At 40.8% G+C, this 24,824-nt stretch carries 27 protein-coding genes; 2 read left to right on the top strand and 25 right to left on the bottom strand.

The window, feature by feature from the left end:
• Positions 1 to 110: 110 nt before the first annotated feature.
• The 5 genes from NST34_RS13835 to NST34_RS13815 all read right to left on the bottom strand — a co-directional run bounded on the left by NST34_RS13835 (position 111) and on the right by NST34_RS13815 (position 4,437).
• Positions 111 to 740, bottom strand: a complete 630-nt coding sequence (locus tag NST34_RS13835; RefSeq protein ID WP_076298896.1) for a hypothetical protein — start codon at positions 738 to 740, stop codon at positions 111 to 113.
• Positions 741 to 854: 114 nt separating this feature from the next.
• On the bottom strand, positions 855 to 1,598 hold the full coding sequence (locus tag NST34_RS13830; protein ID WP_179085851.1) for an ABC transporter permease: 744 nt from the start codon (positions 1,596 to 1,598) through the stop codon (positions 855 to 857).
• 48 nt (positions 1,599 to 1,646) lie between these two features.
• Positions 1,647 to 2,396: an ABC transporter permease gene (locus NST34_RS13825; protein WP_042193809.1), complete on the bottom strand. Its 750-nt coding sequence runs from the start codon at positions 2,394 to 2,396 to the stop codon at positions 1,647 to 1,649.
• Positions 2,397 to 2,523: 127 nt separating this feature from the next.
• Complete coding sequence (locus tag NST34_RS13820; RefSeq protein ID WP_042187774.1) at positions 2,524 to 3,579, bottom strand: ABC transporter ATP-binding protein; 1,056 nt, start codon at positions 3,577 to 3,579, stop codon at positions 2,524 to 2,526.
• Positions 3,580 to 3,657: 78 nt separating this feature from the next.
• Positions 3,658 to 4,437 carry a GTP cyclohydrolase II gene (locus NST34_RS13815; protein WP_341128011.1) on the bottom strand — a complete coding sequence of 260 codons (780 nt, stop codon included), beginning with the start codon at positions 4,435 to 4,437 and terminating at the stop codon, positions 3,658 to 3,660.
• Positions 4,438 to 4,631: 194 nt separating this feature from the next.
• On the opposite strand from NST34_RS13815, the gene NST34_RS13810 reads away from it, so the two are divergent.
• Positions 4,632 to 4,958, top strand: a complete 327-nt coding sequence (locus tag NST34_RS13810) for a winged helix-turn-helix transcriptional regulator (RefSeq protein ID WP_042127276.1) — start codon at positions 4,632 to 4,634, stop codon at positions 4,956 to 4,958.
• A gap of 91 nt (positions 4,959 to 5,049) precedes the next feature.
• Here NST34_RS13810 and NST34_RS13805 read toward each other — a convergent pair whose 3' ends face one another.
• From NST34_RS13805 to NST34_RS13720, 18 genes are all read right to left on the bottom strand, one after another.
• Positions 5,050 to 5,934, bottom strand: coding sequence for an ABC transporter permease subunit (locus tag NST34_RS13805; protein ID WP_341128010.1), 885 nt, complete (start codon positions 5,932 to 5,934; stop codon positions 5,050 to 5,052).
• Positions 5,931 to 6,893 carry an ABC transporter ATP-binding protein gene (locus tag NST34_RS13800; protein ID WP_341128009.1) on the bottom strand — a complete coding sequence of 321 codons (963 nt, stop codon included), beginning with the start codon at positions 6,891 to 6,893 and terminating at the stop codon, positions 5,931 to 5,933. The genes NST34_RS13805 and NST34_RS13800 overlap by 4 nt, the downstream gene beginning before the upstream one ends.
• Positions 6,890 to 8,011, bottom strand: coding sequence for a hypothetical protein (locus NST34_RS13795; protein ID WP_341128008.1), 1,122 nt, complete (start codon positions 8,009 to 8,011; stop codon positions 6,890 to 6,892). The genes NST34_RS13800 and NST34_RS13795 overlap by 4 nt, the downstream gene beginning before the upstream one ends.
• Positions 8,012 to 8,064: 53 nt before the next feature.
• The gene (locus NST34_RS13790) at positions 8,065 to 8,583 is read right to left on the bottom strand and encodes a sigma-70 family RNA polymerase sigma factor (protein WP_076286416.1); all 519 of its coding nucleotides are present in this window, start codon (positions 8,581 to 8,583) and stop codon (positions 8,065 to 8,067) included.
• Between the two features lie 173 nt (positions 8,584 to 8,756).
• Complete coding sequence (locus NST34_RS13785; protein ID WP_042187762.1) at positions 8,757 to 9,074, bottom strand: hypothetical protein; 318 nt, start codon at positions 9,072 to 9,074, stop codon at positions 8,757 to 8,759.
• A gap of 146 nt (positions 9,075 to 9,220) precedes the next feature.
• Positions 9,221 to 10,675, bottom strand: a complete 1,455-nt coding sequence (gene nagE / locus NST34_RS13780) for an N-acetylglucosamine-specific PTS transporter subunit IIBC (protein WP_042187760.1) — start codon at positions 10,673 to 10,675, stop codon at positions 9,221 to 9,223.
• A gap of 47 nt (positions 10,676 to 10,722) precedes the next feature.
• Positions 10,723 to 11,229: a PTS sugar transporter subunit IIA gene (locus NST34_RS13775; RefSeq protein WP_341128007.1), complete on the bottom strand. Its 507-nt coding sequence runs from the start codon at positions 11,227 to 11,229 to the stop codon at positions 10,723 to 10,725.
• A gap of 22 nt (positions 11,230 to 11,251) precedes the next feature.
• Positions 11,252 to 12,118: a PRD domain-containing protein gene (locus NST34_RS13770; RefSeq protein WP_371915749.1), complete on the bottom strand. Its 867-nt coding sequence runs from the start codon at positions 12,116 to 12,118 to the stop codon at positions 11,252 to 11,254.
• Positions 12,119 to 12,339: 221 nt separating this feature from the next.
• Positions 12,340 to 12,726, bottom strand: coding sequence for a DivIVA domain-containing protein (locus NST34_RS13765; protein ID WP_341129540.1), 387 nt, complete (start codon positions 12,724 to 12,726; stop codon positions 12,340 to 12,342).
• A 93-nt stretch (positions 12,727 to 12,819) separates the two neighbouring features.
• On the bottom strand, positions 12,820 to 13,179 hold the full coding sequence (locus tag NST34_RS13760; RefSeq protein WP_042187753.1) for a helix-turn-helix transcriptional regulator: 360 nt from the start codon (positions 13,177 to 13,179) through the stop codon (positions 12,820 to 12,822).
• A gap of 307 nt (positions 13,180 to 13,486) precedes the next feature.
• On the bottom strand, positions 13,487 to 14,503 hold the full coding sequence (locus NST34_RS13755) for an extracellular solute-binding protein (protein ID WP_341128006.1): 1,017 nt from the start codon (positions 14,501 to 14,503) through the stop codon (positions 13,487 to 13,489).
• Between the two features lie 108 nt (positions 14,504 to 14,611).
• A complete protein-coding gene (locus NST34_RS13750) occupies positions 14,612 to 15,694 on the bottom strand; it encodes an ABC transporter ATP-binding protein (RefSeq protein WP_042187748.1) in 1,083 nt (360 codons plus the stop codon).
• Positions 15,695 to 15,717: 23 nt separating this feature from the next.
• Entirely contained in the window at positions 15,718 to 17,373 is a 1,656-nt protein-coding gene (locus NST34_RS13745; protein ID WP_341128005.1) for an ABC transporter permease, read from the bottom strand.
• Between the two features lie 91 nt (positions 17,374 to 17,464).
• Positions 17,465 to 18,502, bottom strand: coding sequence for an ABC transporter substrate-binding protein (locus NST34_RS13740; protein WP_076286421.1), 1,038 nt, complete (start codon positions 18,500 to 18,502; stop codon positions 17,465 to 17,467).
• Between the two features lie 22 nt (positions 18,503 to 18,524).
• Positions 18,525 to 19,313 (bottom strand): DUF3919 family protein, encoded by a 789-nt coding sequence (locus NST34_RS13735; RefSeq protein ID WP_042187743.1) that lies wholly within the window; start codon positions 19,311 to 19,313, stop codon positions 18,525 to 18,527.
• Between the two features lie 70 nt (positions 19,314 to 19,383).
• Positions 19,384 to 20,790 (bottom strand): sensor histidine kinase, encoded by a 1,407-nt coding sequence (locus tag NST34_RS13730; protein WP_076286422.1) that lies wholly within the window; start codon positions 20,788 to 20,790, stop codon positions 19,384 to 19,386.
• Positions 20,791 to 20,793: 3 nt separating this feature from the next.
• Positions 20,794 to 21,459, bottom strand: a complete 666-nt coding sequence (locus tag NST34_RS13725; protein WP_076286423.1) for a response regulator transcription factor — start codon at positions 21,457 to 21,459, stop codon at positions 20,794 to 20,796.
• Between the two features lie 275 nt (positions 21,460 to 21,734).
• Positions 21,735 to 22,310, bottom strand: a complete 576-nt coding sequence (locus NST34_RS13720; protein WP_341128004.1) for a GNAT family N-acetyltransferase — start codon at positions 22,308 to 22,310, stop codon at positions 21,735 to 21,737.
• A 121-nt stretch (positions 22,311 to 22,431) separates the two neighbouring features.
• Between NST34_RS13720 and NST34_RS13715 the strand changes: the two genes are divergently transcribed.
• Positions 22,432 to 23,322 carry a GNAT family N-acetyltransferase gene (locus NST34_RS13715; RefSeq protein WP_341128003.1) on the top strand — a complete coding sequence of 297 codons (891 nt, stop codon included), beginning with the start codon at positions 22,432 to 22,434 and terminating at the stop codon, positions 23,320 to 23,322.
• An 88-nt stretch (positions 23,323 to 23,410) separates the two neighbouring features.
• On the opposite strand, the gene NST34_RS13710 is transcribed toward NST34_RS13715, so the two are convergent.
• On the bottom strand, positions 23,411 to 23,773 hold the full coding sequence (locus tag NST34_RS13710) for a YmaF family protein (RefSeq protein WP_339270920.1): 363 nt from the start codon (positions 23,771 to 23,773) through the stop codon (positions 23,411 to 23,413).
• A gap of 102 nt (positions 23,774 to 23,875) precedes the next feature.
• Positions 23,876 to 24,814, bottom strand: a complete 939-nt coding sequence (locus tag NST34_RS13705) for a GNAT family N-acetyltransferase (RefSeq protein WP_341128002.1) — start codon at positions 24,812 to 24,814, stop codon at positions 23,876 to 23,878.
• Between the last annotated feature and the right edge of the window lie 10 nt (positions 24,815 to 24,824).

Below are 24,824 nucleotides of genomic sequence, written 5' to 3'. Positions count from 1 at the left end.
CCTATTTTCGCTCCTCATTAAGAAATACTTCCGATCAATAAATAAAGGACTGCCTATCGGCAGCCCTTCATTTATTTCGCATCCCTCTCTGTTTTCAAATCGATAATTACCTAAGAGTCTAGCTCTGCTAATTCCTGAAGGATTTTCTCAATATCACCATCAGGATTTAACGCTTTGATCATCTCTTTCGTAATAGCTGCACCCTCATAAACTTGTGCAACAACCTCTAAGGGGAGTGTGAGTTCAAAATAACCTTCGGCAAATTCCACAAAATCCTCAGCTGTGCGGAAAATAGTCCCTAGCAAAAAATCCGAACCATCTTCTGTCCCCGCTGGAATCTCTACCTTCCCCTTTTTCCACGTCAAGTCATTATTTTCACGCCAAAAACAAAAAGTAACATCATCCTTAGTTATCGCCTCATCTTCCAGTAAAGACAATAGTGAGGTTGGGACTTCTTCATAGATTCCTGGCCAAACTTCATGTTCGTCGCGCGCATATGGACTTACTTCGGATTCATGATCAAAACCTTTAATTATCGTTCCTTGAGGTGTAAAAATAATAAACAAATGATCACCTGAGCCATTATCGATCGATGCTAGAGAAACATTCTTATCAAATTTAGAATCAAAACTATGATAGCGAAGCCATTCCTCTGAACATAGGACAATATTTAGAGAAGCAAGTATTTTCATGAGTTTTTTTAAGTTTTCGGGTGCTGGTAAAATATCTAACACATTCATCTATGATTCCTCCCCATTCTAGTTATTAATGATTTTAGCATATTGATGAATTAGGAGTGAAAAAAAAGACTACCCGAAGGTAGCCTTTCCAACTTAACAAGACAATAGCTTAGCTTAAGATCCCGCGCCCTTATATCTTCTAACCCCATAACTCCAAGCTAACAGACCAATCCCAAGGAATATCGCACCTACAACAGGTGTCATCAGCGCCAGGCTCGTCATTTCTTCACGCTGCAGGAAGAGCGCTGCTGGATATACCCCGACGAATGCAAACGGGATAATCCAAGTTAGAAGTACCTGGATAGCACGATTGTAAATCGTTACCGGATAACGGCCATAAGTCTGAATGTTGTACATTAACGGAAGAATGCCAGTAGGAGCATCCGAATAGAAAGACAATGAAGTCAATGTTGTATAAATCCCAGTATAGATGGCGACGGCACTTAACGTAAGAATGATCAAAGCCGGTATCGTCCACCATTCAAAGGGAAGACCCAGATTACTACCACTGATGGCCATAATAATAATACCTATGAAAGAGCCCATTAGTGCTGGTGGATCAACATTTTCCAAAAAGATCTGGAACAGATTATGCGCCGGACGTGTCAAAATACGGTCCATCTCACCTTTGACGATGTAACGCTCACTGAATCCCCATAGATTCACAAAACAACTAAACACCCCAAAAGGCACCATAAAGAACCCATAAACGAACACTACTTCGTTCTGATTCCAGCCGCCAAGGCTATCCGTATGCATGAAGATTACTAGTATAAAGATAAAGTTTGTAGCCTGAAAGAGCAAATCTGATATGACCTCTACCCAAAAATCGGCGCGATAGGTGAGCCGGGACTTCATATAGTTTTTAATGTATTCAATTAATAATCCAAGGTAATACACGTTTCCTCAACCTCCCTGCACGAAGAGACGCTGCCGCGCCGCATGATATAACCAGACAATTGGAATCAGTAATGCCAGGAACCAAACGATCTGTATCCCTAGTACATTCCAAATCCCAACCCCTTGCACCCGTCCTGTAAATACAGAACCTGGCAAGTAAGTAATCGCCTGAAACGGCAGCACCTTAAGTATAGAAGATAGCCAGTCAGGAAACAGACTGATCGGCACGATCAGACCAGAGAACAGATCAACAATTACCCGCTTCATACGCATCATGCCCTCATTATTCTCAACAAAGAAAGCCGAGAGCCCAGTAATAATATTGATCTGTGAATTAATCAAAAAGCTGAAAAAGAGCATTACAAGAAAACCCGCCCATGCAGATGGCGCTGTCGGTAATTGAACCGGGAACAGCAGCATCGCTATCGCCATGCCGGGAATCATAAATAAGAGGAAGCGGAACATTCCCTCTCCAAGACCTTGCATCATTTTGACTAAGACATAGTTATAGGGCCTTATAAACTGGATAGCGATACTTCCATCACGGATATCCGTAGAGATCTCGCGATCTAGGTTATTAAAATAAAAGGCTCGAGCCATCCACGACACAGCAACATATGATGTCATTTGCGTTGCAGTAAAGCCACCCAATGAATCCCCATTACCATAGATGGCCATCCAAGTGAAATAGTTAACCCCAATATTCAGTGAATAGATAAGAATACCTGAGTAGTAGTTAATCCGATAAGCAAGCATGGTAAGGAACCGGATCCGTATAAAATCTAAGTACGCCCCAAACAGTAATCTACGACTATTTTCTGGAGGACCACCTGAAGACGAACCTCCTGAGGACGAAGACATAGCTGTTGCAGCATTAAGCTTATCAGACATGTAAAGCCTCTCTTTCATCCTTCAGAGCGGCAGCTTGTTTCTCTGGTTTATCCGCAGACCCGGATTGATAAATACTGCGAACAATATCGTCCGTATTCGTCTCAATGATTTTGATATCAGTAATGTCGGCTTTCCCTACTACCCGTCCCAAAACATCGGATACATTAATATCCAGCGGTATCCAAACCGATGCTCCAAGATCGTTGTCTGCAGACCAAGTAACCGGCATCCCTTCAGTCCAAAGCTCAAGCAATTGCCGTTTCGTTGCATTTCCGAATTGAAATTGAACTTCACGTCCGGTTCCCCAGCGCTGTTTCAGATCTTCTAGTCCGCCGTCATAAATAATTCGACCATCATCAAGCATAATCACCCGCGAGCAAAGGGCTTCAATATCTTGCAGGTCATGTGTAGTCAACAGTATGGTTGTTCCATGCTCACGGTTCATATCTTTAAGGAATTCACGGATCTCTGACTTCACCACAATATCTAAACCAATGGTTGGCTCGTCCAGAAATACAATCGAAGGGTTATGAAGTAATGCTGCGACTAATTCACAACGCATCCGCTGACCGAGACTGAGCTTACGAACAGGACGATTCAGTAGTTCTTGCAACTGCAATCTTTCGACCAATTCATCCAGCCGTTTCTTGAAGTCTTGTTCAGATACCCGGTATACCTTGCGCAGCAGCTGGAAGGATTCAATGACCCCAATGTCCCACCATAGCTGGCTGCGTTGCCCGAACACCACACCGATATTCTTCACGAATTTCTCGCGCTCCAAATAAGGAACATAACCACCCACCGTAAGATTTCCTGAAGTTGGTACGAGAATACCCGTGAGCATTTTGATCGTGGTTGATTTCCCGGCACCGTTCTCGCCGATATAACCACAAATCTCACCCTCGGGAATGGAAAAGGAAATATCCTTTACAGCAGTTACTTCCGTATACTCCCTTTTAAACAAATCAGCGAAGGCCCCTTTGAGACCTTCGCGGTTTTTTTGTACTTTGAATGTTTTGCGTAAGTCTTGTACTTGAATAGCAGTCATATTGTACCTCACTAAGCTTAAAGTTGGGTTCCAGTAACCCATTATAATTGAAGAAGTGCAAAAGCACTACCTCAATTTTTACTTAGCCAGTCTTCCTACAATTGGATTCGCTTCTTTCACTGCCTCTAGATGTCCAGAACGAGCCACTTTGGTGCGTAAGTATTTCTCGTTAAAAGAAGATACATCTCCCCACAGCGGTACTCTTTTCACAGCATTCATACCTGCAGTCTTGAGAGCTTCCAGTTTCTTCGGATTGTTCGTAATTAACGTGACTGGTTTATGACGTAGATGTTGTAGAACGCTAATCGCTTCTTCATAATTTCTTGAATCATCAGAAAAACCCAGCTCTAAATTAGCCTCAACTGTATCGTATCCTTCTTCTTGTAAAAGATACGCTAAAGATTTGCTAAACAGTCCAATGCCTCTACCTTCATGGTTAGCAAGATAGAATAACGCACCTGAACCGTGCTCGACGATCATTTTCATGGACTGATGCAGTTGGAAGCCACAATCACAACGTTTGCTGCCAAAAATATCGCCGGTATGACAAATGCTGTGCATCCGAATCAAAGCTTCATCTGAACCTTCGAAATCACCATATACTAAAACACTGGATTGCTGACCATCTGCGAGGCTCATGGATGGTAACTTTGAAATCAAAGCGGCTGTTGCTTCACTATTATCACCAAGAAGCTCTGCATCCGTAGTGTTCAGCCAGTTGTACCATTTAAAAGTAACAGTCTCTCCGTCTAAATTCACGGGTAAAGTAATCGGTCCAACTAATAAATTTGTACTGTTTTCTAAAGGAATTCGAGTAATTTTATTTTGTAGGATAGAAATAATATCTGGTTTAATCATGGGTACACCTTCCTCAATGTCCATCGATGCTTAGCAGTAGCTAAACTTAAGGATCGAATATTAGTTAAAATATAAGTAACTATTTGTAAGTAAGTTTATCATTGTAATATAACTTCGTCAAGTTATAATATATCTTTAAATATTTATAATTACTTTATGTAAGTTTATGATATAATGAATGTCGAGGTGATATTATGAATGATTTCAACATGTGTCCTCGCTTTGAAAAAGCGGTAGACTTGCTAAGTAAACGTTGGGTCGCGCTGATCGTTTTCGTGCTTATGCCAGGTCCACGTCGTTTTGGCGAAATAGAAAGCTGTCTGTCCAATCTAAGTGGTAAAGTGTTATCTGACCGATTAAAAGAAATGGAAATCGAAGGTATTATTGAGCGAACCGTATATCCAGAAATGCCAGTACGCATTGAGTACTCCCTTACTCCAAAAGGAACCGCGTTGGCTCCTATACTTGGTGAAATTGGAAATTGGTCTACGGACTGGATTGAGCTTGGTGTTACAAATTAATCCGACTTATACTAACTTGAAGAGCCCTTTTTGTTCCGTAAATCCGGCAACAAAAAGGGCATTTTAAGTTCTTAGAAATATTGTTAAACTGCTATAGATCTTTCCGTTGAAAACGATACAATCCGATTAAGAAAGCGATTAGCGTATAGAAGATCGCATAGACGATAAATGTATTAGATGGGACTGAGGTGAAGTTATCTAACCCAAATAGACTATTGGAAGCGTTAAACATCCCGTTCATTTCGTTAATACTAAACAGTTCAGCAGTCATTCTGCGCTGTAACCCATCTACAGGCATAAGTAAGGACATTATACCCGTCATATTATTTAGAGTGCTAAGTGCTTCGGGCTTAGATAATAAAGAACTACTTACCTTGTCAATCATTCCTCCTAGCCATCCTGCTCCATAAAGCATCGTCATAAAGACTCCATTCCCAAGGGCTGAGAAGAATCCTGAACCCAGCATAGAAACAGTTATTAGCAACGGTACGATGGAAGAAAAGAGCAAGAATGATTTGAATAACGCTAATCCATCTCTTGGAATTGCGGTATGGGCTTGCGTAATTAGCAATATAGAAACAAATAAAATAAGTGCATAACCTATCCCTAGTGTTACATAACCAAGCCAGCGACCTGCGTACCATTTCCAGCGTGGAATTGGTCTTGGAAGCAAGGCTTGCATCACTCCCTGCTCTGCCTCACCTGAAATGGCGGAAAACGAACTAAAAATAGCTAAAAAAGCAATTACAAATGCTCCGAAGAAAAATCCAAACGATAAAATAAATAAACCATTTGTAAAACGAATAAGGAGTTCTTCTCCGCTAGCAAAACTCGATCCGTGAGACATAGAACTTTGTCCGATCGTACCCGCAATAAACCAAAACCCAATAAGAAAGACCACGGTCATAATTAATGTCAGCACCATTACTCTTTTGCGCATCAGTTCTTTCCAGGTCATACCCATTATAATTCTCATTCGTGTTCACCTCTGTGGCTTAGTCCTGATACAGCATTCATAAACCACTCTTCTAGACGTTCTTGCTGATGTGAAACTTCATATAAGGTCATCCCTTGTTCTATAATCAGTGTATTCAGCCAACCCACCTGCTCTTCACTTTCCAGTTCCGCTTCCAACCAAACCCTACTACTGTCTATGGATTCTTCGGTATGGGAAGACACCCGGATCTGCAAGCCTGTCTGATCTTTTAGCCACGACAATAAAATAGGCGCAAAGCCGCCTACTTTAAATCGCCAGCTCATACGCTTGTTTAACACCTCGGACACTTTACCATGCCGGAGAATAACTCCGTTATTTAGTAGCGCCATTCGGTCGCAAAGTACTTCAACATCCTCTAACAGATGAGAGTTTAGAAATATCGTAACCCCTTTTTCTTTTAGATTCTGTAATATACGCCGGACTTCCTGACGTCCGATTGGATCTAGTGCCGATGAGGGCTCATCCAAAAAAACGATAGCCGGCTCATTAACAAGTGCACAAGCTAAACCCAGTCTTTGCTGCATTCCCTTAGAGTAATGCTTCACTCGGTCACGTCCACGCTTACCAATTCCAACCTCATCAAGAAGTTGTGAAATTCTCTTATCTGCTACAGACCGTTGCATTCCGCATAGTCTTGCATGCAGCCTCACAACCTCCTCACCCGTTAGCCATTCCTGATAACGATACAATTCGGGTAAATAACCGATTAGTGATTTAGCTTCTAGCGAACCAATCTTATGCCCGAACAGAGTTCCACTGCCACTTGATGGATGAATAAGACCTACAAGCATTTTTACAAAGGTGCTTTTACCTGCACCGTTAGGGCCGAGGAAGCCAAAGGCTTCCCCTTTCCCTACAGTAATACTTACATTTCGACAACCGCGTCCGTTATCATATTCTTTAGTTAGGGACTTGGCTTCAATTGCTGCAGTACTCATGATTCAATCAGCTCCTGAACCTTGGTCATAAGCTTCTCTTTACTCGAATAGAGCTCACCTGACAAATTGAATAGCTGTCCATCCTGAATCCATGTAGCTTGATATACAGGACCGCGGCTGTATTCATAATTGTCAACTATAACTAAAGTGTCACCCACAGTTATTTGCTCCGTATTTTCACCAGCGATTAACGGCATTGGGATTTCTCCGGATAAGACCCTGCTTTGCATTAAGCTAGTCTTCAAGTAATCTGGGAGCAGTGGGAAATTCATTACAGCTTCCAAAGCCTCTTCCACTTTAATAGAAGGATCAACGTTAAGTACAGGTGCATTCATCTGCGACAGACTTGCCCAGTGCGTTTCGTCAGATGAGAGATTGTAATTCACAAATTCCGGGATATGAAGTGTAATTGGTTTACCGTCAATCGATTCGGGCAGCAGATGTTCTGCTCCAATTTTTTTCAGGGCTTTGTTCACTTCGTCCACTTTCAGATTAAGCGTGATATCTTGTGAAGCACCCACCGTAACTGAATTATGCCCTTCCACTAAAGCAGCGGTTTTCGCTGGATAGCCTAGGGTAGCCTTCAGTTGATCCGCAGGCAACTCACCAATGTAAGCCCCGCTAGCGTTTGTAAACTCACCGAATTGATTAATTGATCGATTAAGTTCACCGTCTTCAGCCACCTGTGTGAAAATATTACGCAGATCACTTTCCTGAACAACCGTAACCTGTTCCATCCGGAACTGATTCAGAATGGATGCCATTGCTGTGTTTCCTATAGGGGTCGCGAGTATGACTGCAAAAACAGCTACACTTGCAGCTACAACTCCTAGTTTCCGACGACGGTTCATACGCAGTCGACGCGGACGTTGTACTTTCTTATCATGGGTAGTTACAAGTATGTCCTGTACTACCGTTGGAGTTGACTCTGATTCAAGGTTCTCTAGATTTTCAACCTGACTTAAGTTAACAGAATCCTCAGTTTGGGCTTCCGTATTTTGACTCCATTTTGCCCATTGAGGATTATAAGGCTCATTCTCTAACTTACTCTGTAGCTTGGCCCAGGCTTCGTCTGTACTTTGCTTATCTTTATCTTGCTTTCCTGAATAGTTATTCATTATTATACCTCCTGATTTTAAAGATTACTTCGTAACTTCTCCTCAAAAGAAGTCTACTTCGTCTGGGGTATCGCCTTCGTTGCATTTTGTCTTAGTTTCTCTGTCGCTCGGTGAAGCAGGGTCCCTACTACTGGAGGCCTTACTCCAAGCTCTCCCGCGATTTCCACATAACTGTACCCCGAGTAGCGAAGAAGAAGCGCTTGTCTGTCTCTTTCAGGCAATTCATTCAGCCAGATGTGTACATCTTCCTGATCTAGCTTACTAATTATGACTTCTTCACCTGAAGGGGGAGATTCACTAGCATCATAAAGCTGCTCTTGTTTATTCTGCAGTCGCCGTTCCCTTGCTTTTTTGTCCAAATAATCATATCCAATACGAGTTAGGACTCTATGAAGCCAGGCACCCAGCGCTGCTGGATCATCTGGTGGATTACGGTACAATCTCAGAAAAACTTCTTGAGCTAAATCATCAGCCGCCGATTCATCACGTACCAAAGCGGCAAGCTTACGGCGGACAACAGGGTAATGTTCATAAAATATTGTTTTAAAAATTTCAGATTCCGGAATTTCCATCGTGTAAATCCTCCTTATCAGCTGCAGCTATAAGTAAGACGACTGTCAGTACATTTTTGTATCAGAATTCTTCATAATTATCATAATGCATTATAAAACATACAAAAAGACAGCCCCTAATTAATAAGGTAACTGTCTTCATTATTGGTCTTACCTATCTGTTTTGATTCCAATTATCGAATTCGAATATATCGGTTAAGAATCTTCTTGGACAAAATACTTCGCTCCAGCTTAAGCTCCAGCAGCTGTTCTTTCCAATGTAACACTTCATCTGATTCTTCATTCTTACGCAGCTTCTCAAACAACTTCATGATCAATATGTTAACGGAATCAAACCGTGACCATAATTCTATCACACTTTCTTCTTGAACCTGAGGTTCTTCCGATACTGTGTTAAGATTCTTTAAGCTCTCTATGATGTCAGCCTGCCACTGTCCATCGTTAATTGCTTTGGCATAATTTAAAAGGTCCAGATAATCGTCGACTGACATATGTACCGACTCCTTTGCATGGTTATACCAAGTATTATACTAGGTATTGTGTATATTGCAACACTTTATCCCTGTAAGTATACAAAAAAACAAGGGCTAGTATGCGGACTAGCCCTTGCTAATAAATTTAAACGGAGTACGTTAAGTTATAGTAACTTCTCGATTTCCTCTTTGTATTGCTCCGATTTCGGACCAAATACGATTTGTACAGCACCTTGACCAAGTCTCATCACACCAGAAGCACCGAGTTGTTTCAGTGCGGAATCTTTAACGGCTTTTTCGTCTTTAACGATCAGACGTAGGCGTGTAATACAAGCATCGATATTTTCGATGTTTGAAGGTCCGCCGATGTGCTCAAGAATTTGAGCAGCCTTGGAAGAAACAGCTGAACCTGTTCCATTACCTCCAGTTGGTGCTACAAGCGCATCATCATCATCTTCGCGACCAGGGGTCTTAAGCTTGAACTTCGTGATGATAAAGCGGAACAACACATAGTACAGAACGAAGAAACACAGACCTACAGGGATAAGAATCCATGCATTGGTGGATAGCTTCATGTTTATCAGATAATCGATCAAACCAGCGGAGAAACCAAAACCAAGCTTAACATCCAGAATGTACATTAACGCCATCGAGAATCCTGTAAGTAAAGCATGAACTGCGTACAAGGCTGGTGCCAAGAACATAAAGGAGAACTCAAGTGGTTCTGTGATTCCTGTTAAGAAGGAAGCAATAGCAGAACCGATAAAGATGGAAGCTACCATTTTACGTTTTTCTGGTTTAGCTGTATGAATAAATGCAAGCGCTGCACCTGGAAGCGCAAACATCATGATTGGGAAGAATCCAGTCATAAACATCCCAGCTGTTTTGTCTCCAGCGAAGAAGCGATTTAAGTCACCGTTAACCAATTCACCCGCTGCATTCGTAAAATCACCAATTTGGAACCAAGCAATCGAATTAAGTACGTGGTGAAGACCTGTCGGAATCAACAAACGGTTAGCTGTACCGAAAATGAACGCTCCAACTGCGCCAAGTGACACTACCCAGTTTCCGAAATCACTAATTACATCTTGTACAGGGCTCCAGACCATCCCAATTAATACTGCAAGGACCATCGTGGAAGCTGCGGTAATGATTGGAACAAAACGTTTACCCGCGAAGAACCCAAGCCAATCTGGCATCTTTATATTGTGATATTTCTTATATAGAAATGCTGCCCAGGCACCGGCAAATATACCCCCAAGCACACCCATATTCAACTTTACAGCATCATCAATAAAAGAGAACTGAAGGGGTACGGCAATCAGAATCTTGTCTAGTACTAAGTATGCAATTACTGCTGACAAGGCTGCTACGGCGTCCTTGGCAAATCCAATGGCAACCCCTACTGCGAAGATTAGAGCAAGATTTCCGAAGATAGCACCCGAACCGGCATTTAGAAATGGAACAAAATAATGGTTCAGGAATCCACCTATCGTTGCCCCCAGAGGTATATCTTTTTCGTAGTTAATCAGACCTAATCCTTGAAGAATAGCTGCCGCAGGCAAAGTTGCTACCGGAAGCATAAGCGACTTACCTAATTTCTGTAGAAAACCCAACATAAAATATCATCCTTTCGATTCAATAGTAGTAATGCTGTATCAGCTTATTACTTTGAAGCCACTGTAAGAATCAGATCCTGTCCTGCTGTAACCTGACCATAATGTCCGTTCACTTGAGGTGGTGTTTCCTCCGTACTAGTCACGATTACAGGTGAAATTGTGTCACAGCCTGCTGCGCGAATAACATCCAGATCAAATTCGATTAAGGTTTGACCTGCCTTCACTTGATCTCCAGAGGCAATATGACTGACAAATCCGTTGCCCTTAAGACTGACAGTATCGATTCCGATATGTAACAGCAATTGCACACCGGAGGAATGTTCCAGAATAACTGCATGACTCGATTTCACGATATGAGCAACCGTGCCATCAAAAGGAGCTTTTAGTACCCCTTCGGAAGGTCTGATAGCAATCCCGCTACCCATATGACCACCAGCAAAGGTTTCATCGGGAACTTCTGTTAATGAAACTGCCTCTCCGCTGATTGGTGCCATGATTTCGATTGTATGTCCAGTATGTTTCTCTTCTTTTTTTGATTTCCATTTGGAAAACATATGCTCCACTCCTCTAAAGATGTTAGTTTTGTTTCACTAAAGTCTGAAATAATCGGTGTAAGTGCATCGCCAGGAAACACAGCTCTTCCTCCGGGATATCTACACCAAGAGATTTTTGCATCACTTTACCGAGCTTTTGAGATAACTTGTATTCCTCTTTGTATTCCTTCTTAATATGTTTCACAAAAGGATTATCTATTAGTGATCCTTTCAAAATACGTTCCAGCGAAAACCGTAAGTGGATCATTAATCGAATATGATTCATACTGCCATGCTCAAAAGTTATATTCCGTTCTTGCTGAATCATGTCTAGAAGTTCACTCACGATATTAGATGCTTTTACTAACTGACCCACCGATACATTGTTAACTGCGGAGTACACATGATAAGTTAGAAATCCAACCTCGTCTTCGGGAATTTGCACCTGAAATTCAGCATTGATCTTCTCTGATGCCTTGTAAGCGATATCAAATTCCTTCGGAAAAGACATCTTAGTTTCTTGTAAAAAAGGATTAATAATATCCATCCCGTTGCGCAGACGGTAAATGGTGAATTGAATGTGGCTCGGGAGTGCCAAATAAATCTTGTCGTTTAATTTGTCAGGAAATTGACTTTGGATATCAGCAATTATTTCATCAGTTATTTTCATCACTTTGGGATCTATGTCTTCCAGCAATATTTGATACTGACTCCAGGATTCGCGGTCTTCTAGACGAAACAATTTCTCGATACGAGGATCGTTTCCTTCAATCACACCTGAACCTTTCACAGCAAAACCAATGCCTTTACCGATGATGACATATTCCTTGCCGTTCTTGCTTCCCTGAACCATTACAACGTTGTTCCCAATCACACGCTGTACTTGAAATTGCTCGATCTCCCGCGACAAGCTCATCACTCCTTTCCCATATTATCGTCAATTAGGAACAAAAAAAGCCAAGAAATGTCTCATCGAGATGAAGACAATCCTTGGCTCATGCCCTTAACGGTAACACGCCACTAAAATATAAATGATCATTTATGAACATATCATAAATCATGAACTGCTAACTCGTCAATGGTAAATTTATAAATGTCAAGCGCAGCTCCTGAAACTCAAAAATTCACGAGTTATAAATAGCTTTCAATTTGGGGAAGCTTTTCTTTAAGCTGACGGACATTGGTCTCCAGTTTTAGAATGACCTCTTCTAATTCCTTTGGGTCGACACCTCTAAGTACTGGGACCTGAATAACCTCTGTGGCTTTGGTTTCTGATTTTAATTCTCGCATCTCCAGCTGCTGTTCTTGCCATTTATCCATCAGGTCAGCAATTGTCGCATAAAAACGCTCATAATCCTTGATTACGCTATCTAAAAATGTGTCCACTTCCTCCGCATCGTAACCACGAAGCTTCATACTGAATTCTTTTTCATGTATGGTTAGAGCATCTAGAGTGATGCCAAGTTGGCTGAATAGCTTACGTTGTTTGTCCAATCGACGTTTCATATGTTCATCCATCATTTGTTACCTCCAAGTATATACTGCAATTATCCGGCAGTAACCATTATAACAGGGTGAGAGCATCCTGAAAATATAACTATAGTTCCAGTTCTAGAAGTTATCCGCAACCGCCTTGTTCAAAATACCTAAGCAGCGATCAAGATCCGTCTTCACCTGCTTCTTATATAGCTTCGCTTTCTCTTCTCCATCAGTTGTGAAATGGTATAAGACGATTTCTTGAAAATCCACCTTCGGGTCATTCCCTTTTAGCTGTTTAGTACGATATAAAATTCCTTGCTGTACCAGCTCATGCAGCGCGCGATAAATTTCGCTCTGTGGAGGGGAATATCCATGTGCCTTGAAATCTCGACGTAAATCCTCAAGCATTTGGTATCCATACCCGCGATGTTGTTCTACCATTGTTATAAGATACACCTTGATAAAAGCCCGTTGAGCAATCATAAACGCCATATAAACCCTCCTCATGTTGTGTTTTTTTGGTTAATCTTACCTTCTATAACTCTAGTATAAGCACTATTTTCCAACTTTCACAACCTGAAATGTGGTAGTGGGTTCACTTTTTCCGATTTGTATAGAAATTTAATAGGGATAGATGATGAAATTATTGAAAGTAACTAGATAGAGTTGTTTATTTTGTGATTTTCTATTGTGAATTTTTCATATGATGAAAGTTGGTTTTCTCGAGTAATAAATAACGGCCATTGAGAACTTAACCATAAAGTTCTCGATGGCCGTTGAATAATGAGTGAACAATACCTTAGCGTTTATTGACCTCATGCCATTTAGCGAGTAATTCCTCTCGGTTCGCAGCAGCGATATCGAATCGATACGTAATCATTAATTTTTCCAGCTTAACAGAAGACAATAGCGGATGGATCTTAATATTCGGCATCACAGGTAAGGAAAATGCGGAATTCATATAATCTGTCTGAGCATCTGTTGACAGTACAAAATCTACCAGCTGCTTAGCAGCAGTCACGTTGTTCCCACCTTTCAAGATCGACACTGCACCTATCTCCCATCCAGCTTGTGGAGGAATAGAAGATTGTATAGCATATCCCGAATTCTTAAATCGAAGCTGGTCGCCCATAAAGCTGATAACAGCAGCAACTTCACCTACTGCAAGCCGCTGGGCAGAACTAATTCCTGAGAATGTAGTTGATGAACTCTGCTTCTTAAGAGCACTCACCAATGCTAGAGCTTGCTCCTCCCCACGTTCTTGTGCAAGAGAGGCTAGCAATGTGTATCCTGTACCTGAGGTTTCTGGGTCCGGAATTTCAATTTTCCCCTTGAGCTCGGGACGTAATAAGTCTTCGTAGCGTTCCGGAAGAGGTAAAGCTACAAGCTGAGGATCTTGATTCCAGACCTGCTCATTTACACCAATAGCCAATGCACCCATGTATATACCTGTCCAATAGCCCATTTTATCTTTATAGATGTCGGGGATCTCATCAGCAACATGTGATGAATAGCGAATTAATTTCCCTTTGTTCTTGAGCTGCTCATGAAGATCAGCAGGCCCACCGAGAACAACATCAATGCCAGTCTTATTGATCGACATCAAATGGTAGCTTGCCTCACCGCCAGACATGCGAATAAGCTCATAAGACTGTCCCGTCTTCTTCTTATATTTCTCCAACAGAATACGCGCTTCATCCTCTTGAAAAATTACATATACTTTGAGAGGCTGATTGCTTTTCTGTCCAGGATAGAAATATATTAGAAGAAGTATTGTTACCGCAACCAATGACAGGATAATCACCTTTGTTCTCAATTAGAACGTCTCCTCCTGATAGACTAGCCTATAGCCGTCGTTCTATATAAAACGATACGCCAAAAAAGGAAAACGACTGTTTTCCTTTTTTGGAACATCTACTTCAGTTTACGGACTAACCTTTTTAATAATATGAATTTTGTCTATTGCCGCACTCATCCGAACTTGACCATCGAAAGTCTTTTGACCAATATCATAAGCATCGACAATCCATTCTTTGCCCCATTGATCTGCAAGGAAATATCTTTCCTTTTCTCCTAGAAACATCGAGGATTGGACTACTCCCATGATGTTAAATCCACTAATGTCCGGATGATTTAGTCGCAATGATTCGGGGCGAACACTCAGAAGAACTTCCTCACCCTCTGTCAACTTTTCATCTGTAGTAATAGTAACGTTATCCCCTCCAAAGCCGTAGCTAACTGTTGCCGTACCCTCTTTACTTTGCATGACTACTGCCTCAATAAAATTGGTAGAACCAATAAAATCAGCTACATATTGTGTACGAGGTTTATAATATATTTCATGCGGCGTACCGTACTGATCAATAGCTCCTTTATTAAAAACAACGATCTGATCTGACATCGACAAAGCTTCCAATTGATCATGCGTTACATATATTACGGTTAGTCCAAGTTCCTGTTGAATTGTTCGCAGTTCAACGCGTACCTCTTCACGTAATTTAGCATCTAGATTACTTAGTGGCTCATCCAGGAGAATAATCGGCGAATTCATCACTAAGGCACGAGCCATAGCTACACGTTGCTGTTGTCCACCAGACATTTCATGGGGATATCGTTCTTCAAGTCCGGATAATTTGACCTGGGCCATAACAGCCATTACCCGTTCCTGTACTTCTGCTTCAGGTCTTTTCTTAATATCTAGTCCATAAGCAATATTATCAAATACCGTCATATGCGGGAACAAGGCATATTCCTGGAACACCATTGGAGTGCCCCTTTTATATGGAGGTAATTCATTAACCAAATTCCCGTCAATCCACACCTCACCATCATCGATGGTATAGAAACCCGCGATGGAACGTAATAAAGTCGTCTTCCCACAACCACTCGGACCAAGGAAGGTGATGAACTTCCCCCGTTCAATCTTTAAGTTGATATTTTTCAAGACATGGTTATTGCCGAACACTTTATTCACATTTTTCAAATCTAGTAGTATGTTGGATTCCATCGTGCCCACTCCCTTCAAAATCATTAGAAATCAAATATTTTCACTTTGGAACGGAAGATCAACTTGATCACTCCCAGTGTACCAAGTGTTGCACCCATCAAACCCACTGCCACAGCGGCTGCCCAATAATAGGTTCCCGTTTCGGCATAGTTAAAGATCGATACTGCTGCAACAACCCATTTAGGGGTAATTAGGAAGATTATCGTACTCAAAGTATTCATATTTTTCATAAACGCATAGACGAAGTTCGCTACGACGGTTTTTTGCAACATTGGAAATACAATCGTTGTTAGCGTCTTACGGCTACTCGCACCCAGATTGGTGGCTGCTTCTTCGATCGATTTATCCACTTGTTTAAAAGACGCAGTCAAGCCGCGATAACCTACAGGCATCTGTTTAAGTAACATCGCAATGACTATCAATGCTGCAGATCCCTGCAAAACAATCGGACCTTTACTAAACGCAACAATCAGTGCAAGACCAACGAATGTTCCTGGAAGCGCAATTGGAAGAACCGCGCTGAAATCTAGTAATTTTTTACCTGGAAAAGGTTTGCGAACTACTATATAGGCGAGCACTAATGCAAGAGCCACCGCCAGCAACGCACTAATTAGCGATAACACTAAGCTGTTCAAAACGGCTGGACTAGATGAACTTAAGACAACTTTCATAATATGATCCAGTGTGAACGTATTATCTCGACCAAAGTTTTTCGTAAAGGCGAAAAGAATGGTGATCGCAAACATCGAAATAATGAACAATGAGATTAAACTGTTAAAAGAGAAAAGTAATGCATCTGTCCTCTTAGATGTAGTGATCCGTTTCAAACCAGATACCGGCTTACCAGTTATCGTTGAGTAGGAGCCTTTAGATAAAATCTTATTCTGAACCCAGAATACAATCAGTGCAGGAATTACTAAGATAATCCCCATGACCGAAGCTAGTCCTGCCTCGTTATTAATGATTTCTCCGTAAATTTCAACTGCTAAAAGTGAATAGTTACCACCAATTAGCTTTGGATTTCCGAAGTCAGCGAAGCAGTTAATCGCTACCAGCAAGAATGCGTTAATAACACCTGGAAGTGCAAGTTTCAGCGTAATCGTCCTGAATAATTTGAATCCTCTAGCTCCAAGATTCTGTGCTGCTATCTCCAGATTCGGTGATATAGCGCGGAGCACACCCGTTATAGTCATGTAGGCAAGTGGAAAATAGGATATCGTCTGAACAATCCACAGCCCCGGTAATCCATACAAATCAAGCTCAAAATTAAAGTTGGTATTTAACCATTGTGAGATCATTCCCCCACGTCCAAAAAGCAATAGGAATGCTAAACCACTCATAACCGAAGGAGCTAATAATGGAATAAAGGCTATAAATCGAAAGAACTTCTTTCCTCTGATGTTACTATAGTGAATCGCATACGCGTATATAAATCCAAACACTGTTGCTGTAAAAGCGGATAATGATGAGCTAACTACCGTATTTAATAGCGCTTTTCCATAACGGGGTTTACTAAAAAACGTTGCCCAATTATCAAATCCAGATGTAAACACAACGACTACCAGCGGATAAATAACAAATAGAATGAGAAATGCAAAGCTAGTCAGTACAAGTACGAGTGACGACGGATCTTTAAAGAGCCTGTTGATCGACTCCCCAATGCCTTTTTTTTCTTTCATAGGGGGCGACTCCCACCTTTCTGCCATCCAATTTGAGGGGCATTACAGTCATCATATATGGTACAGCCCTGCAATACCCCTATTGGCTCTTTTATTTCAAATCTTTTAATGCATTTTGCAACTCTTTACGCTGCGATGCTGCTTTTAACAAATCATAAGCATCGTTGTATTTCGTTGTTTTAATATCAATGCCACCTTTAGGAATCGGTACTGATGCTTTAACGGATACTGCGTATGCAGATTGCGTATACAACTCACCCGGTTCATTGGTAAGCATATAATCCATAAGCTTCTTCGCAGCCTCTGTATTAGGTCCACCCTTAACAATCGATAAGGCTCCAACTTCATAACCTGCTGCTTCTGGAACAACACTAACAATTGGGTTGCCTTGGTATTTAATCTTCAATTGATCGCCTAGGAAAGTCACACCAATTGTATACTCCCCTTTAGCAGCTTTCTGAATGGGCTCAATGCCAGACTTAGGTCTTTCCTTAAGGTTAGGCAGCAACTGTTTGATATAGTTCAACATCTCATCATCACCCCATACTTGGGCTAAAGAAGCTACTGCTGTATAAGCTGTACCCGATGTTGCTGGATCGGACATACCGATTTCACCTTTGAATTTAGGATCGAGCAAATCCTTAAAAGTTTCAGGGTATGGATCACTACCATATTTCTCTTTCCAACGTTCTTCATTAATACCTATAGCGATTGGATTTAAATAAAACCCTGTCCAGAAGCCATCTTTGTCTTTCATATTGTCAGCGATGTCTGAAGCATTCGGAGAAGCATAAGCTTCCAATGAACCTGCCTCTTTCAGTACTTGGTGCGAATCTGCTGGCCCTCCCATCAGAAAGTCGGCTTGTGGATTCGACATTTCATTCTGTACACGGGATACCGCTTCTCCACTTGGTAAACGTAGGATGTCATAGTCAATTCCGGTTTCAGCTTTGAATTTATCCAGAATTTTACGAGCCTCTTCCTCTTGAAAAATGGAATATACGGTAATTTTTTTGATTTCTTTACCGCCAAATACTCCTGATTTATACATGAAGAACCCCGCTACCAACACAACTACTATGACTGACAATAAAATGACTGACTTACTGTTTTTTTTCTTTCTCGCCATAGACTAAACCATCCCTTCAAGATCAGTATGAGGCATTATTTAGTTTGAAATAGACTCTTTGATTGGTCTCATCCAGAAGGTCATAGACCACGAAGTAAGCGCCGTTATAACGATCCACATGGATCCAGTGCTTTTTCACTCGATAATCATTCGTGAGCTGAATGACAAAGTGAGCATCGGGTGTACGTTGTAAGTCATCAAAATGGCTGAAATCGATAATACGCTCTGCTGCACGAATCTGCGATATCAACGCCTTCCTCTCAACCTGAGTGAGAGCTGTAAGTACTCCCTGCTGTAGTGTGAACACATCATTAATCTTGTTTTCCACAGCAGATCCAATACTCGACGTTGTTAACATCTTATCGATGAGTGTACTTTGCAGCTTGCGGATAGTTGCACTTACATTAAGCGAATTAACTGACTCCGCACCGAAGTGAAACGCATTCGTTTCCACTTGAAAAGGAATATCTTCTTGATCCAGATAGGCCATCGTTCCCGTCAACAGAAGTCTCGGAACCAACTGTTGTGGACGCTGCATTCCTGATGATAACAACCCAGAAAAAGTAGATCTCAATTTCAGCAATTCCTTCGGATCCTCAATGGATATCGTCCCTAGGCCTGGATACGTAATATCCACGCGCATCGGAACGCCTGCAATGCGGTCAAGTTGATCCTCCTGTCGAGGTACAACATGCACTTCATCAAGAGGTATTCGAAAAGTGTAAGCGCACATGCCGATTAGCAGACTGCCTATGATGACTTGTAACAAGATGAGGCGAAACCATGAAAGCCCTTTCTTATCCTCTGGCACTTACTTTAACCTCCTCATATATCAGAAAAATTTTAAATTTGTATCAGTTTTGTAACAGCGCTTACATTTGTTATGTTAAGGGGAATCTCAGCTGAATCTCTGTCCCCTGCTTCTCCGAGCTAGTAATGACGATACTCCCTCCTTGAAGTTCCATAAACTGTTTACATAGAGGTAATCCTAACCCATGTGATTCGTTTGAAATAATACGATCCTGTTTTTCTGCCGAGGGTAGAAATAATATACTTTGTAATTGTTGCGATATCCCTCTCCCGTTATCTATGATACGAACCAGCCCAAAGCCCTCATGCTCCGTTAACTCGATATAGAGATTTGTGCATTCGCTATGCTTAATAGCGTTATCAATCACGTTAAATAGAACTTGCTGAGTTCTCTTGGGATCTAAATTCACTTCACAAGATGAGATCTTTAGCGTGGTAACAATCGCGGATTTTTGAAGGGTCGGCTCTAAGATTCGTAGACTATCCATAATGACAGCCCCTAAATCAGTACACTCCAGCTTGATACGCCAAGCCTCATCACCAATCAGTGAGGTCTGTAACAAATCCTCAACCATATTTAACAACCGAGTACTCTCTTTACGGATATAGGTATTACACTCCTGTATATCATCCTTCTTATTCATTCTTTCAATTAAATCCGAAAACCCGATAATCGAAGTTAATGGTGTTTTTAATTCATGAGTTATGTTGTCGTAGAAAGCTTTCTGCTTTCCCTGTTCATACTTTAACATTTTGATATGATGTTGCAGCGCATCCGACATATGATTGAAATCCTTGGCTAATTCTCCTACCTCATCCTGACTACTCGCCTGTATCTTTCTGCTAAAATCGCCAATGGATACAAGCTTAAGCGCCTGCTGCAAGGCATGTAGAGGCCTCACCAACAAAGATGAGAATGAATAGCTGACCATAAGCGAAAAAATTAAACATCCTACAGCTGCAGCGATGAACCATGTGCGCATCTGGTTTAATGTCTGCAAATTCTCATGGAGGTCCAATAAATATCGAAATCCACCCACAATTTCTCCTTCATACCAGAAGGGAACTGAGTAGATTAGATATTGTGTACCTTCACCTGCAGTTATGACTGTGGCAGCATTACCAGTAAGCGCTTTCTGAATATCATTACGTTTAAGTAAGTTTTCTTTATCGCTGCTGCTCCCAACAATCGTCTCATCTAGTGCGAATAGTTGTACTTGGAAATTGCTGTTTGACGCCAAATGCGACGCAATAAAGGGGGCGTACTTACCTGAAAATAATTGTTCTATATTAATTTTCTGATCACTGACAATCTTCAATGCCTCAATACGATGCAAGCCAAAATACTGACTTAACGTCTGAGTATCCCGTTTAATCATACTTTGGTTAAGCGTATAATTAACGATAAAAAACATCGCTGTGAGCAGCATAACAATCGTAACGGCATGCTGAATAAACATTTTATTTCGCAGCCCCATCTTCTATACCTCCAGCTTATAGCCTGTCCCATGTATAGTGGCGATCAGATGCTCGTTGGGTTTCATTTTCTCCCGAAGACGGTTTACCACCATGTCCACGGATCTTGTATGCCCATAATAATCATAACCCCAGACCTGATCAAGCAAGTCTTCGCGAGTGAAAACTTTCTTAGGATGAGCACATAAGAGCCACATGAAGTCAAACTCTTTACTAGTTGTCTTAAGCCATTGTTCCCCTATCTTACAAGTACGTCCATTCTTATCAATTTCAATAGGTCCAATCTTGATCACTTCAGGAGGCGCCACCATCTTCATTCGTCTCATAACTGCCTTAATGCGCTCGATAAGTTCCCTTGTCTCAAAAGGTTTCGTTAGATAATCGTCTGCTCCCAACTGAAAGCCAAGGATTTTATCATTCATTTCATTCTTAGCGGTGAGCACGATTACCGGGACTGACTTATACTGTTGTTGAAGCATTTGAAGAAGCTCGAACCCGGAACGGTCAGGTAACATAAGATCTAACAGTATTAAATCGGCAGACCATGTTCCAAGTTCATCCCACGCCTTAGTCACCGTTCCTACAGCTTTCGTCTGATACCCTTCCACCTCTAAGCTCAATTTTAGCAGCATTTGAATGCTGGGATCGTCTTCAATAATTAAAATATTCATACGTAGCCCTCTTTTCCTTAGATGCTATTTTACACTGAACTTTCATATTTTTAGTTACCCTCTTATAATAGCGGATATCGTTCAATACGAAAACGCTTTCCAAATATCTACAATTAAAAATACAAATCAAATAATTGACTATAAACTTACATTTTATGTCTCTGTATAGTAAGTAAAATCCACAAAAAAACTCCCACATAATGGGAGTTCTACGGATTTAGGATTTTGTAGAACGGACTATACCACTCGAAAATCCCTTAATCGAGCGATTGCGCTCATGATTGCTCATCTCTGTTTTTCTCCATAAATTCTTCCTTCGTCAATCCAAACAATATCAAATCATAATATCGTCCGTTCGTGTAAATGACTTTCCGCCGCACGCCCTCTTGCACACAGCCGACTTTCTTTAACATCCCTATAGAACCTTCATTACCTTCAAGCGCACATTCATTGAATTTATTTAGCCGTCGCTCGAAAAAAGCATATTTTAAGAGGATGGTTATAGCTCTCGTTCCATACCCTTTACCTCGATGATCTTTATCCACCTGCACACCAATGCTGAACGTACCATTTTTCTCGTCAATGCTATTGAGATTTACGCCGCCAACATTTTCACCATGCAAATCTTCGATCGTAAACATTAGTCTATCGGATGAGAATTCAGCGTAAGTCTCCGCAAAATTTTTAGCTTCGGCAATGGTGGGTGGTAGTTCAACTGCACATTGTAAGAGTCGTCGTGCTGGGGTATCAAAACGATTCGTATAATAGCCTTCCCAATCCCCTTCTTGTATTGATCGTAATCTTATTTTCTCGTCTTTCCAGTAATAATTGCTATAATCTATCTCTCTCATTTTCTAGCCTCCAAATAATATTGGGATTGTTTTTTTATAATAAACATTACTTTATAACCATGTAGTAAGATATAACCATTAAACGTGACTATGAAAAACACTTTGGAAAAGAGGCAAACTTATGAGTGATTACCAATTGGTCAGTGATTATAAGCATATCGAAAAATATAAAGAAAGCTTTAATGCCTTAGCTAAATCAATCTTCGGGATTGATTTCTCGCCATGGTATGAACAAGGAGGCTGGAGTGACAAGTATATTTGTTATTCCTATATCGATGGGGACCATGTGATCGCTAATGCGTCCATAAACAAAATGACGATTCTCATAAATCAAAAAGAGTATAACGCCATTCAAATTGGCACTGTAATGACACATCCTGATTATCGCATGCAAGGATTATCCAGGAAATTAATAGATCAAATTATCGCGAAATACGAACATGAATATGACTTCATTTACTTATTTGCAAACGACAGTGCTTTGGACTTTTATCCTAAATTCGGATTTGAACGTATGCAAGAAAGCAGCTTTTCGATTAACGCTTCTAATCTTAGAAATCAAACGTCTAAAATCTTCTCTGTGCGTCCCTTATCTATGAATAACTCCGTTGATTTCACCATAATAAAAAAATTCGCTGAAGAAAAAGTTCCGGTGTCCTCTATACTCAGCGTTGTAAACAATGAACATCAGCTGCTGTTTTATTTTATCCTTCCTTTCCATGATTCTTTTTACTATATTGAAGAAGCTGACGTCGTAGTGGTCTTTAGACATGAGGAGCATCAGCTTCATATTTTTGATATTATCAGTACTAAAAGTATAGATATTAACGCGATATTGAATAGCATTATTTCTCCTGAAACGGAGGTTATACATTTTTATTTCACACCAGATTATGCCATAGATCACATAGAGTCAGCATTAATTCCCCAGAGTGAGGATACGTTATTTGTACGTCCATTTTTAAAAGAACTACCTAAACATTTCATGTTTCCCATAACCTCACATGCCTAGATAGAATGAAGAAGGCTGCCATCCGGCAGCCTTTTTTTTATTTGCTCTTTCATTCCTTCAGAGCTTCATTTCATACCAGATTTATTCATTAAACAAGTGGAGCTTGAATCAATGTTGCGAAATTGAATCGATGGACATGACCATCATTTAATGTAGTTTGGCCAGATACAAAATGTACGTGTTTGCCATTTCCGACTGAAATAGCAGGGCCTGTTCTTATCTTTTTCAGATTATGAAAGTGGTTCAAGAAATCAGTTCTACTAAGATCAATTTCATGAATATGGCTATTCCCTACTCGAATCGCCTGCCCCGTAACACCTGCAAAGCGATGGTTATGTCGATCTGCACCTTCTTCAGCCAATTTCGTACTACCTTCAAATTCATGTACATGTTTCTGCGCATATTGAGAATATAATGTTTTCTTCTTTAGAGTAGCTTTTTTCTTTACCATCTGTTGTGAACCTCCCTATAAACATGAACTTCACAACATTCTATTAAGAAAACACATTTTAAGTTCTAGGCAGGTGTCTAAGTAACCATTATGATTTGTTTGCTAATCCATTACAGGAATATACATGCTCTGTATCTCTTGTACTCCAGGAACAAATCCTAGATTTGTATAAACAGACTCCGCGTCATTACCTTCCATGACATATAATCTAAGGAGAGGATACTTATCTTTAAGGAGACTTAGTCCTCTTTTCAACATCAGTGTCGCTATCCCTTTGCCTCTATAACCAGGCATTACACCAATACTATAAACTGCTGCGTAATCTCCTTGTAAGCCCAAGAGACAATTCGCAATTAACTGTCCCGATTTCCTATCATACACAAGCGTTGACGCGGTAAGTAATGCTTCATTCGTATAATTCGGTTCTTCACTTGGAATAAAATCTTCATAGGAAAATTGCTTTCTTCTAGTCGCTTCGAGACTTCCGGCAAAGCTAGCGTAGCTGCATTCGGCGATCTGATCTTCAAGAATAAAGCGTTTAGCTCCTTTTCCATCCTCTTCGATCTGTGGACTTTCAATTCTAAATTCTTCGTTCCATTCCACCTCAAAATGATCTGTAGGACGCTGCATCCAGCGACATCTGAACTCATCAGGCCAAAATCCTGCCCGCGCAAATAAATGAACTTGATCCGGTAGAACCTCGAAGGTTTTTATAGGCTCCGTTCGGTCAGACCAATAGATCAAAAGCTTTTTTAGAAGTTTAAGCACCACAAATGTATCGTTAAAAGGTGGAATAACAAATAAATGATAGATCCGATTAGGCGACATCCTTACTCCACCTATTTTCGCCTCCCCTTTATAGATCCAAAAAGCATTCTTTTGGGCAGAATTGAACCCATCTTCTCTAAAAAAGCCAATATATTGAATATTATAATAAATGGAGCAATACACTCCCCACTCTTCCGATTCAGCCTTACGAATTGAATAATCATTACTTAACTCATAAGATATTTCATCCTCAGACCATCCCATTAATTGCATGTACAATTCC

Origin of the sequence: Paenibacillus sp. FSL H7-0714 (assembly GCF_038003765.1) — a bacterium.
Taxonomy (GTDB): Bacteria; Bacillota; Bacilli; order Paenibacillales; family Paenibacillaceae; genus Paenibacillus_AQ.
The sequence above is the reverse complement of the archived record's forward strand: the minus strand, read 5'-3'. Positions and strand labels throughout refer to the sequence as shown.

Bases quoted from the DNA above. Each gene is read 5' to 3' on its own strand.
- NST34_RS13815 (WP_341128011.1), bottom strand. From the start codon at position 4,437: ATGATTAAACCAGATATTATTTCTATCCTACAAAATAAAATTACTCGA.
- NST34_RS13715 (WP_341128003.1), top strand. From the start codon at position 22,432: ATGAGTGATTACCAATTGGTCAGTGATTATAAGCATATCGAAAAATAT.
- NST34_RS13710 (WP_339270920.1), bottom strand. From the start codon at position 23,773: ATGGTAAAGAAAAAAGCTACTCTAAAGAAGAAAACATTATATTCTCAA.
- NST34_RS13810 (WP_042127276.1), top strand. From the start codon at position 4,632: ATGAATGATTTCAACATGTGTCCTCGCTTTGAAAAAGCGGTAGACTTG.
- NST34_RS13775 (WP_341128007.1), bottom strand. From the start codon at position 11,229: ATGTTTTCCAAATGGAAATCAAAAAAAGAAGAGAAACATACTGGACAT.
- NST34_RS13740 (WP_076286421.1), bottom strand. From the start codon at position 18,502: ATGGCGAGAAAGAAAAAAAACAGTAAGTCAGTCATTTTATTGTCAGTC.
- nagE (WP_042187760.1), bottom strand. From the start codon at position 10,675: ATGTTGGGTTTTCTACAGAAATTAGGTAAGTCGCTTATGCTTCCGGTA.
- NST34_RS13820 (WP_042187774.1), bottom strand. From the start codon at position 3,579: ATGACTGCTATTCAAGTACAAGACTTACGCAAAACATTCAAAGTACAA.
- NST34_RS13785 (WP_042187762.1), bottom strand. From the start codon at position 9,074: ATGTCAGTCGACGATTATCTGGACCTTTTAAATTATGCCAAAGCAATT.
- NST34_RS13730 (WP_076286422.1), bottom strand. From the start codon at position 20,790: ATGGGGCTGCGAAATAAAATGTTTATTCAGCATGCCGTTACGATTGTT.
- NST34_RS13760 (WP_042187753.1), bottom strand. From the start codon at position 13,179: ATGGCGTTTATGATTGCTCAACGGGCTTTTATCAAGGTGTATCTTATA.
- NST34_RS13705 (WP_341128002.1), bottom strand. From the start codon at position 24,814: ATGCAATTAATGGGATGGTCTGAGGATGAAATATCTTATGAGTTAAGT.
- NST34_RS13825 (WP_042193809.1), bottom strand. From the start codon at position 2,396: ATGCTTGCTTATCGGATTAACTACTACTCAGGTATTCTTATCTATTCA.
- NST34_RS13725 (WP_076286423.1), bottom strand. From the start codon at position 21,459: ATGAATATTTTAATTATTGAAGACGATCCCAGCATTCAAATGCTGCTA.
- NST34_RS13750 (WP_042187748.1), bottom strand. From the start codon at position 15,694: ATGGAATCCAACATACTACTAGATTTGAAAAATGTGAATAAAGTGTTC.
- NST34_RS13835 (WP_076298896.1), bottom strand. From the start codon at position 740: ATGAATGTGTTAGATATTTTACCAGCACCCGAAAACTTAAAAAAACTC.
- NST34_RS13745 (WP_341128005.1), bottom strand. From the start codon at position 17,373: ATGAAAGAAAAAAAAGGCATTGGGGAGTCGATCAACAGGCTCTTTAAA.
- NST34_RS13765 (WP_341129540.1), bottom strand. From the start codon at position 12,726: ATGGATGAACATATGAAACGTCGATTGGACAAACAACGTAAGCTATTC.
- NST34_RS13795 (WP_341128008.1), bottom strand. From the start codon at position 8,011: ATGAATAACTATTCAGGAAAGCAAGATAAAGATAAGCAAAGTACAGAC.
- NST34_RS13800 (WP_341128009.1), bottom strand. From the start codon at position 6,893: ATGAGTACTGCAGCAATTGAAGCCAAGTCCCTAACTAAAGAATATGAT.
- NST34_RS13720 (WP_341128004.1), bottom strand. From the start codon at position 22,310: ATGAGAGAGATAGATTATAGCAATTATTACTGGAAAGACGAGAAAATA.
- NST34_RS13830 (WP_179085851.1), bottom strand. From the start codon at position 1,598: ATGAAGTCCCGGCTCACCTATCGCGCCGATTTTTGGGTAGAGGTCATA.
- NST34_RS13805 (WP_341128010.1), bottom strand. From the start codon at position 5,934: ATGAGAATTATAATGGGTATGACCTGGAAAGAACTGATGCGCAAAAGA.
- NST34_RS13790 (WP_076286416.1), bottom strand. From the start codon at position 8,583: ATGGAAATTCCGGAATCTGAAATTTTTAAAACAATATTTTATGAACAT.